This window comes from Streptomyces sp. NPDC048659, from assembly GCF_040650575.1.
In the GTDB taxonomy this organism is placed as follows: domain Bacteria; phylum Actinomycetota; class Actinomycetes; order Streptomycetales; family Streptomycetaceae; genus Streptomyces.
Map to the genome: position 1 here is coordinate 108,980 of NZ_JBEZHM010000024.1, position 6,136 is coordinate 115,115.

General features: G+C 75.0%; 7 protein-coding genes. 5 read left to right on the top strand and 2 right to left on the bottom strand.

Going from position 1 to position 6,136, the window contains the following annotated elements:
• Window positions 1-11 precede the first annotated feature (11 nt).
• The gene (locus AB0C99_RS20125) at window positions 12-428 is read left to right on the top strand and encodes an RNHCP domain-containing protein (protein WP_362476649.1); all 417 of its coding nucleotides are present in this window, start codon (window positions 12-14) and stop codon (window positions 426-428) included.
• Window positions 429-461: 33 nt separating this feature from the next.
• Here the strand turns inward: AB0C99_RS20125 and AB0C99_RS20130 are convergent, their stop codons facing one another.
• Window positions 462-1,691 (bottom strand): GNAT family N-acetyltransferase, encoded by a 1,230-nt coding sequence (locus AB0C99_RS20130; RefSeq protein ID WP_362476651.1) that lies wholly within the window; start codon window positions 1,689-1,691, stop codon window positions 462-464.
• Window positions 1,692-1,956: 265 nt separating this feature from the next.
• On the opposite strand from AB0C99_RS20130, the gene AB0C99_RS20135 reads away from it, so the two are divergent.
• The 3 genes from AB0C99_RS20135 (at window position 1,957) to AB0C99_RS20145 (ending at window position 4,727) form a co-directional block, all read left to right on the top strand.
• On the top strand, window positions 1,957-3,075 hold the full coding sequence (locus AB0C99_RS20135) for an FtsX-like permease family protein (RefSeq protein ID WP_362476653.1): 1,119 nt from the start codon (window positions 1,957-1,959) through the stop codon (window positions 3,073-3,075).
• Complete coding sequence (locus AB0C99_RS20140) at window positions 3,072-3,755, top strand: ATP-binding cassette domain-containing protein (protein WP_362476655.1); 684 nt, start codon at window positions 3,072-3,074, stop codon at window positions 3,753-3,755. The genes AB0C99_RS20135 and AB0C99_RS20140 overlap by 4 nt, the downstream gene beginning before the upstream one ends.
• A gap of 84 nt (window positions 3,756-3,839) precedes the next feature.
• The gene (locus AB0C99_RS20145; protein ID WP_362476657.1) at window positions 3,840-4,727 is read left to right on the top strand and encodes a crotonase/enoyl-CoA hydratase family protein; all 888 of its coding nucleotides are present in this window, start codon (window positions 3,840-3,842) and stop codon (window positions 4,725-4,727) included.
• Between the two features lie 57 nt (window positions 4,728-4,784).
• Here the strand turns inward: AB0C99_RS20145 and AB0C99_RS20150 are convergent, their stop codons facing one another.
• Entirely contained in the window at window positions 4,785-5,327 is a 543-nt protein-coding gene (locus AB0C99_RS20150; RefSeq protein WP_362476659.1) for a GNAT family protein, read from the bottom strand.
• A 181-nt stretch (window positions 5,328-5,508) separates the two neighbouring features.
• On the opposite strand from AB0C99_RS20150, the gene AB0C99_RS20155 reads away from it, so the two are divergent.
• Complete coding sequence (locus AB0C99_RS20155) at window positions 5,509-6,045, top strand: hypothetical protein (protein WP_362476660.1); 537 nt, start codon at window positions 5,509-5,511, stop codon at window positions 6,043-6,045.
• Window positions 6,046-6,136: the final 91 nt, after the last annotated feature.

Genomic DNA, 6,136 nt, shown 5'->3' on the forward strand with positions numbered 1-6,136 from the left:
GAGCACCCGCCATGTCGCGCAACAACACCGGTCGCGGACGGCGCCGCCCCCAGCGGCGCAAGGACGTCCTGCACACCCAGGGCCGCCACCGGGCCCACGACTTCCGCTGCGTGTCCTGCCGGCTCGACGTGTCCCTGGACGCGCCCGGCACCGCGCACCGCAACCACTGCCCCAACTGCCTCGCCAGCCTGCACGTGGACCGCAGGGTCCCGGGCGACCGCGCCGCGGAGTGCCGCGGCCGGATGGAGGCGCTGGGCCTGTCCGCCCGCCCGGACGGCGAGTGGATGATCATCCACCAGTGCGCCTCCTGCGACGAGCTCAGCGCCAACCGCGTCGCGGGGGACGACAACCCGCTCGCCCTGCTGCGCCTGGCGCTGAGACCCCTGGCCGCCCCGAAACCGACCGGCCGGACCCTGCTCGCCCTGTGACCGGCCCCTCCCTCGGCGAACGCGCCGCCGCGCTCAGAACCAGTGGAGGCAGTGCGGCGGCCGCTCGGCGCGGAACAGGGCGTCGGCGAGGGCGGGAGCCGCCGGGTGGTGGGCCCGGACGTGCCCGGCGCGGACCAGGGTGCTCGGGGCGGTGCCGCCGAGGTAGACGGCGCCCAGGTCCCGTACGTCCAGGGACAGGTCGGGCTCCCGGTCCGTCGGCACGCACGTGGCCTCGCCGCCGCGCACCGTCAGCAGGTGGCGGGCGTGCTCGCCGAGGAACGGGTCGGTCACGTCGAGGATGAGCTCCCCGTCGGCGGACCAGCCGCGCGCGGTCAGCGCGCGCGGCACGTCCAGCAGCCGTACCCACAGCCAGTCCGTCTCGTCGCTCAGCCGCCCCGCGCGGAAGTCGGCGAGCCGCCAGCGCAGCGGGTGCTCCGGCGGAAGGTGCCGGAACACGACCTGGCTCACCAGGTCGTGACCGAGGAGGAAACGCGCCAGCTCGGTGAAGACGGCGTCGTCTATGGCGATCGTCTCGTCGACCGTCAGGGTCCCGGCGCCGTCGAGCGCGTAGCTCGCGTACCCGTCCGGGACGCCGTCCGCGTCCCGGTGTACGGCCACCAGGCGCGGCGTCCGGGCGACCGGAGGCTGTCCCGCGCCCCGCGCCCACCAGTGCGCGGGCCGGGACAGCGCGCCGGGCTGGGCGCGGCGGTACCGGTCGTAGACCCGCTCCAGGAGCTCGCCGCAGTCGGCGCGCCGCAGGACCTCGACCGAACCGGCGCCACCGGGTGCGGCCACCGAGGGCGCGCGCCCCGGCGCGAAGGCGGCCTCGTGGCGCCGGACCGTCAGCCGGCGCGTATGGGTGGCCGGTCCGTAGCCGAAGCGGCCGTAGATCGGCGCCTCGGACGCCAGCAGCACCGCCAGGAACTCCCCGCGCTCCCGCAGTTCGGCGAGCTGGTGCCGCATGAGCGCGCTGAGCACGCCCCGGCGCCGGTGCGTGGGCAGCACCCCGACCGCCGTGATCCCGGCGGCCGGGGCGAGGGCGCCGCCGGGGAGCGTGAGCTCGAACCCGTACGCCCCGGCGGTGCCGACCGGCCGCCCGTCCTCCGGCGCGAGGGCGAACAGGCAGCGGTCCATCTCCAGCGCCGCCCACCACACCCCGCCGCCGTCCTCGTCGGGGGCCGACTCGGGGAAGCGCCCGAACGCGGTGTGGAGCGTGTCGACGAAGACGTCGTGGTCATCACTGGTCGTGGCGCGGATGTGCATGGGTGCTGCGGCCTCCCCTGATCGCGGACGCCCCGAGGTGGGGCCCCGCCCGGCCCCAGTGCACCCGGCCCGCACCGGAACATCAACCGATATTCGGGACCGGCACCCCCCCCTTGGGGACGGACCGTCGCCATCATCTATCGTGAGCTCGCCAACTTAGGGACGCAGCGTCCCTATCTAGTCCCGGCCCATCCCGGCCCATCCCGGCTCACCTCACCCCACCCCACCTCATCTCGTCCCATCCCGGACCCTTGGAGGGAACACCGTGTTCCTCGCCCTGCTGGAACTGAGAGCGGCCCGCGGCCGCTTCCTTTTGATGGGCAGCGTCGTCGTCCTCGTCGCCGCGCTCGTCGGCATCGTCTCCGGCTTCACCACCGGCCTCGGCGACGACACCGTCTCCGCGCTGCGCAGGCTTCCCGCCACCCACATCGCCTTCGCGGCCGGCTCGGACTCCGACCAGTTCGCCCGCGGCCTGATCGACCCGCCGCGCCCCGGGACCCCCCAGGCGGCCGAGGCCACCCCGCTCGGCGTCGCCCTCACCCGAGGCACCACCGGCCGGGGTGTCGAAGTCGACCTCGCGGCCTTCGGGGTCGAGCCCGGCTCCTTCATCGACCCCGGCGCCGACACCGGCGACCGCCTGGACCCGGCCCGCCCCCTGGGCGTCGTCGTCTCCCGCCGGCTCGTCGACGAGGGCGTACGGATCGGGGACACCGTCATCGTCGACCGCCTCGGCATCCGCCTCACCGTCCTCGGCACCACCGGCCGCTCCTCCTACGGCCACGTCCCCGTCGCGTACGTCACCGCCGACACCTGGCGCCGGATCCGGTTCACCGTGCCCGGTGCGACGACCGCGCCCGCCGAACTCCCGCGCCAGTACAGCGCCCTGGCCCTCCGGCTCCCCGCCGACGCCGACCCCGGGGCCCTCGCGGCGGCCGACCGGCGCGACGGCACGACGACCGTCCCCCTGGAGGAGGCGTTCGCGGCGGCCCCCGGCTACGAGGGCGAACGCCTGACCATGACCTCCATCCAGAGCTTCCTCTTCCTCATCGCCCCGCTCGTCGTCGGAGCGTTCTTCGCCGTCTGGACCGTCCAGCGCACCCCCGAACTCGCCCTGCTCCGCGCGATGGGCGCCTCCCGCCGCCGCCTGCTCGGCCACACCCTGGCCCAGGCCGCCGTCGTGGTCGCCGCCGGGACCGCTGCGGGCGCGGCGCTGGCCGCCGGTGTCGGGCTCCTCGTCGGCGAACAGGTGCCGTTCAGCCTCCCCGCGAGCACCCTCGCGACCACCATGGCCGCCGTGGCGCTCGTCGGCCTCGCGGGCTCCGCCCTCACCTTGCGCCGCGTCACCACCGTCGACCCGATGACCATGCTGGGAGCCGCCCGATGAGCCTCGACCTCCACGACGTCACCGTCACCCTCGGCCGCGGCGACTCCCGCACCACCGCCCTGCGCGCCGTCACCGCCCGCTTCGAACCGGGCGCCCTCACCGCCCTCGTCGGCCCCTCCGGCTCCGGCAAGTCCACCCTCCTCGCCGTCGCCGGGGCCCTGCTCCGCCCGGACCGCGGCCAGGTCCTCCTCAACGGCACCGACCTCGCCGCCCTCAGCGACCGCGAGCGCGCGCGGGCCCGCCGCGAGCGCGTCGGCTACATGTTCCAGAGCGGCAACCTCCTCACCGGACTCACCGCCGAACAGCAGCTCCAGGCCGCCGCCTCCCTCGCGGGCCGCCCGCCCCGCTCCCTGCGCGCCCGCGCCCGCGAACTCCTCACCGAGGTCGGCCTGGAGCACCGCCTGGGCCACCGCCCGGACCAGCTCTCCGGCGGCGAACGCCAACGCGTCGCCCTCGCCCGCGCCCTGCTCCTCCAGCCGGAACTCCTGCTCGTCGACGAGCCCACCGCCGCCGTCGACCGCACCCGCGCGGAGGCCCTCACCACCCTGATCGCCGACACCACCCGCCGCCACGGCTGCGTCACCGTGGTCGCCACCCACGACCCGGTGGTGACGCACACGGCGGACTCCGTGACGGACATGCAGCAGCACACGGCGGCCCACCTGTCCGCCGTCCCCTAGCCGGGGGGGCCGGCCGGCGGAGGTGGCCTGGAGGGGCGTACGCGACGGTGGCCGGGGGCGTACGCGGCGCGTGAGAATGCCGCCATGACCGACACCCCCGCGCCGCCCGCGCCCCCGCGCACGCCTCCCGGCCCCGGCCCCGGCCCCGTCCCCGTTCCCCCGGTCCGCGTCGAGCGGGACGGGCCGGTGACCACGGTGATCCTGTCCCGGCCCGCCGCCCGCAACGCCGTAGACGGTCCGACGGCCCGTCAGCTAGCGGACGCCTTCCGCGCGTTCGACGCGGACGAGGACGCCTCGGTGGCCGTGCTGTGGGGGGAGGGCGGGACGTTCTGCGCGGGCGCCGACCTCAAGGCCGTCGGCACCGAGCGGGGCAACCGCGTGGCGCCCGACGGCGACGGTCCCATGGGGCCGACTCGGATGGAGCTCTCCAAGCCCGTCATCGCCGCCGTCTCGGGCCACGCCGTCGCGGGCGGGCTCGAACTCGCCCTCTGGTGCGACCTGCGGGTCGTCGAGGAGGACGCAGTCCTCGGCGTCTTCTGCCGCCGCTGGGGCGTCCCGCTCATCGACGGGGGCACGGTCAGGCTGCCCCGCCTGATCGGCGAGAGCCGCGCCATGGACCTGATCCTCACCGGGCGGCCGGTGCACGCCGCCGAGGCGTACGAGATCGGGCTCGCCAACCGCCTCGTGCCGCCGGGCCGCGCTCGCGCCGCCGCAGAGGAACTCGCGCGCGGGATCGCCGGGTTCCCCCAGCTCTGCCTGCGCCACGACCGTCTCTCCGCGCGCGGACAGCACGGCCTGCCCGAGGCCGAGGCGCTCGCGGCCGAACTGCGGCACGGCATGGTGCCCCTGTCGGCGGGCGAGACCCTCTCCGGCGCCGCACGCTTCGCGTCCGGGGCCGGCCGTCACGGCACCTTCGACGACACCCGCCAGGCCCCGCCCCCGTACCCCGAGGGCGCCGATACGGAGGGCTGACGCGGAGGGCTGTTACGGAAGGCCGATACGGAAGGCCGATACGGAAGGCTGATCCGCCTACGCCTCCGGGCGGGCCCGCCACTCCTCGGCGAGCAGCCCGAGCAGCACCTCGTCCAGGATCTCGCCCAGCACCCACGCCGACGAGCGCAGCACCCCCTCGCGCACGAAGCCGTTGCGCTCGGCGGCGCGGAGCATCGCGTGGTTGTCCGCGAGCGTCTCGACCTGGAGCCGGCGCAGCCCGCGCACGACGAAGCCGTAGTGGCACAGCACCGCCACCACATCGCTCCCATACCCCTTGCCGCGCCACGCGGGCAGCAGGTCGACGCCGAGGTGCGCGAGACGGTTGTGGGTGTCGATGCCCCAGAGCGAGGCGCTGCCGACGAGGGCCCCGCCTTCCAGGTCGACGACGGAGAACGGCACGTACCGCTCCTTCTGTTCGTCGACCGCGAGCCGCGGGTCCTCTGAGCCCGGCGACGCCGGGCGCCACGGACTGGAGTCGGACCGGGAGGAGTTGACCACGTCGTCGTAGAGCTCGGTCCGCAGGACCGGGATGTCTTCCTCGTACCGGGCCCGCAATGCGATTCTCTTGCCTCGAAGCATGGAAGCTTCCTATCCGACCGCCTCGACCGGCGGCAATCGATTAAGGCGCGGGCAGGGCCGCGCGCTTCTCCTTGCGGGTGGTCTTCACCGAATCGCCCGGCCTGGGGCTTTCTTCCCGGTCTACCGTGCGGGCACATGCCCACGCGCCGCGCAGCCTTCCGCGGTCACGGAGGAGGATCCTGTGTCATCGCCCTGCGACCCGAAGTACGCCCCCGCCGGTGACGTGGGCGGCGCGCTCATGGTGATCGACTCCCGGCTCAAGTCCGTCTACGACGACAGGCCGCTGCCCGACCCCGAACAGCAGCGCCTGATCCGGCAGTACACGGCCTCCCTGGGCCCGGTCGAGGTCCAGGACCTGCTGGACGGCACCTGCACGGTCATCTTCATGTTCATGAAGTGGCTGCGGCACGCCCACGAGGAGCACGACAAGGACGTCATCGAGTACGTGGTCCCCGGCGTCGTGGCCGCGATGCGCTCGATGCCCAAGAGCGTCCGTCCCGAGGCGATCCCCACCATGGCCGGCCTCGTCGTCGCGGCGGGCACGGGCCTGAGCCCCAGCCTGTGGCGCAAGCAGTACGGCGACTGGACGAGCGAGGAGATGAACCCCCTGGAGGCCACCGCCTTCCTCCTCGCCGAGCACATCAACCGCATCGCAGACGACCGGGAGTTCGCCACCCGCCTCATCGCCGACGCGCTGTCCCGCGTGGACGAGGAGTGAACGGGCGGGGCGGGGCGGCGACCCCGCCCGCCGACATCGCCACCGGGTACGCCGCCCGGTACCCGCACCGCGTCGCCCGGCTCGTCCTGGT

Excerpts from the sequence above, each read along its gene's own strand:
- AB0C99_RS20145 (WP_362476657.1), top strand. The coding sequence starts at position 3,840 with ATGACCGACACCCCCGCGCCGCCCGCGCCCCCGCGCACGCCTCCCGGC.
- AB0C99_RS20150 (WP_362476659.1), bottom strand. The coding sequence starts at position 5,327 with ATGCTTCGAGGCAAGAGAATCGCATTGCGGGCCCGGTACGAGGAAGAC.
- AB0C99_RS20130 (WP_362476651.1), bottom strand. The coding sequence starts at position 1,691 with ATGCACATCCGCGCCACGACCAGTGATGACCACGACGTCTTCGTCGAC.
- AB0C99_RS20140 (WP_362476655.1), top strand. The coding sequence starts at position 3,072 with ATGAGCCTCGACCTCCACGACGTCACCGTCACCCTCGGCCGCGGCGAC.
- AB0C99_RS20125 (WP_362476649.1), top strand. The coding sequence starts at position 12 with ATGTCGCGCAACAACACCGGTCGCGGACGGCGCCGCCCCCAGCGGCGC.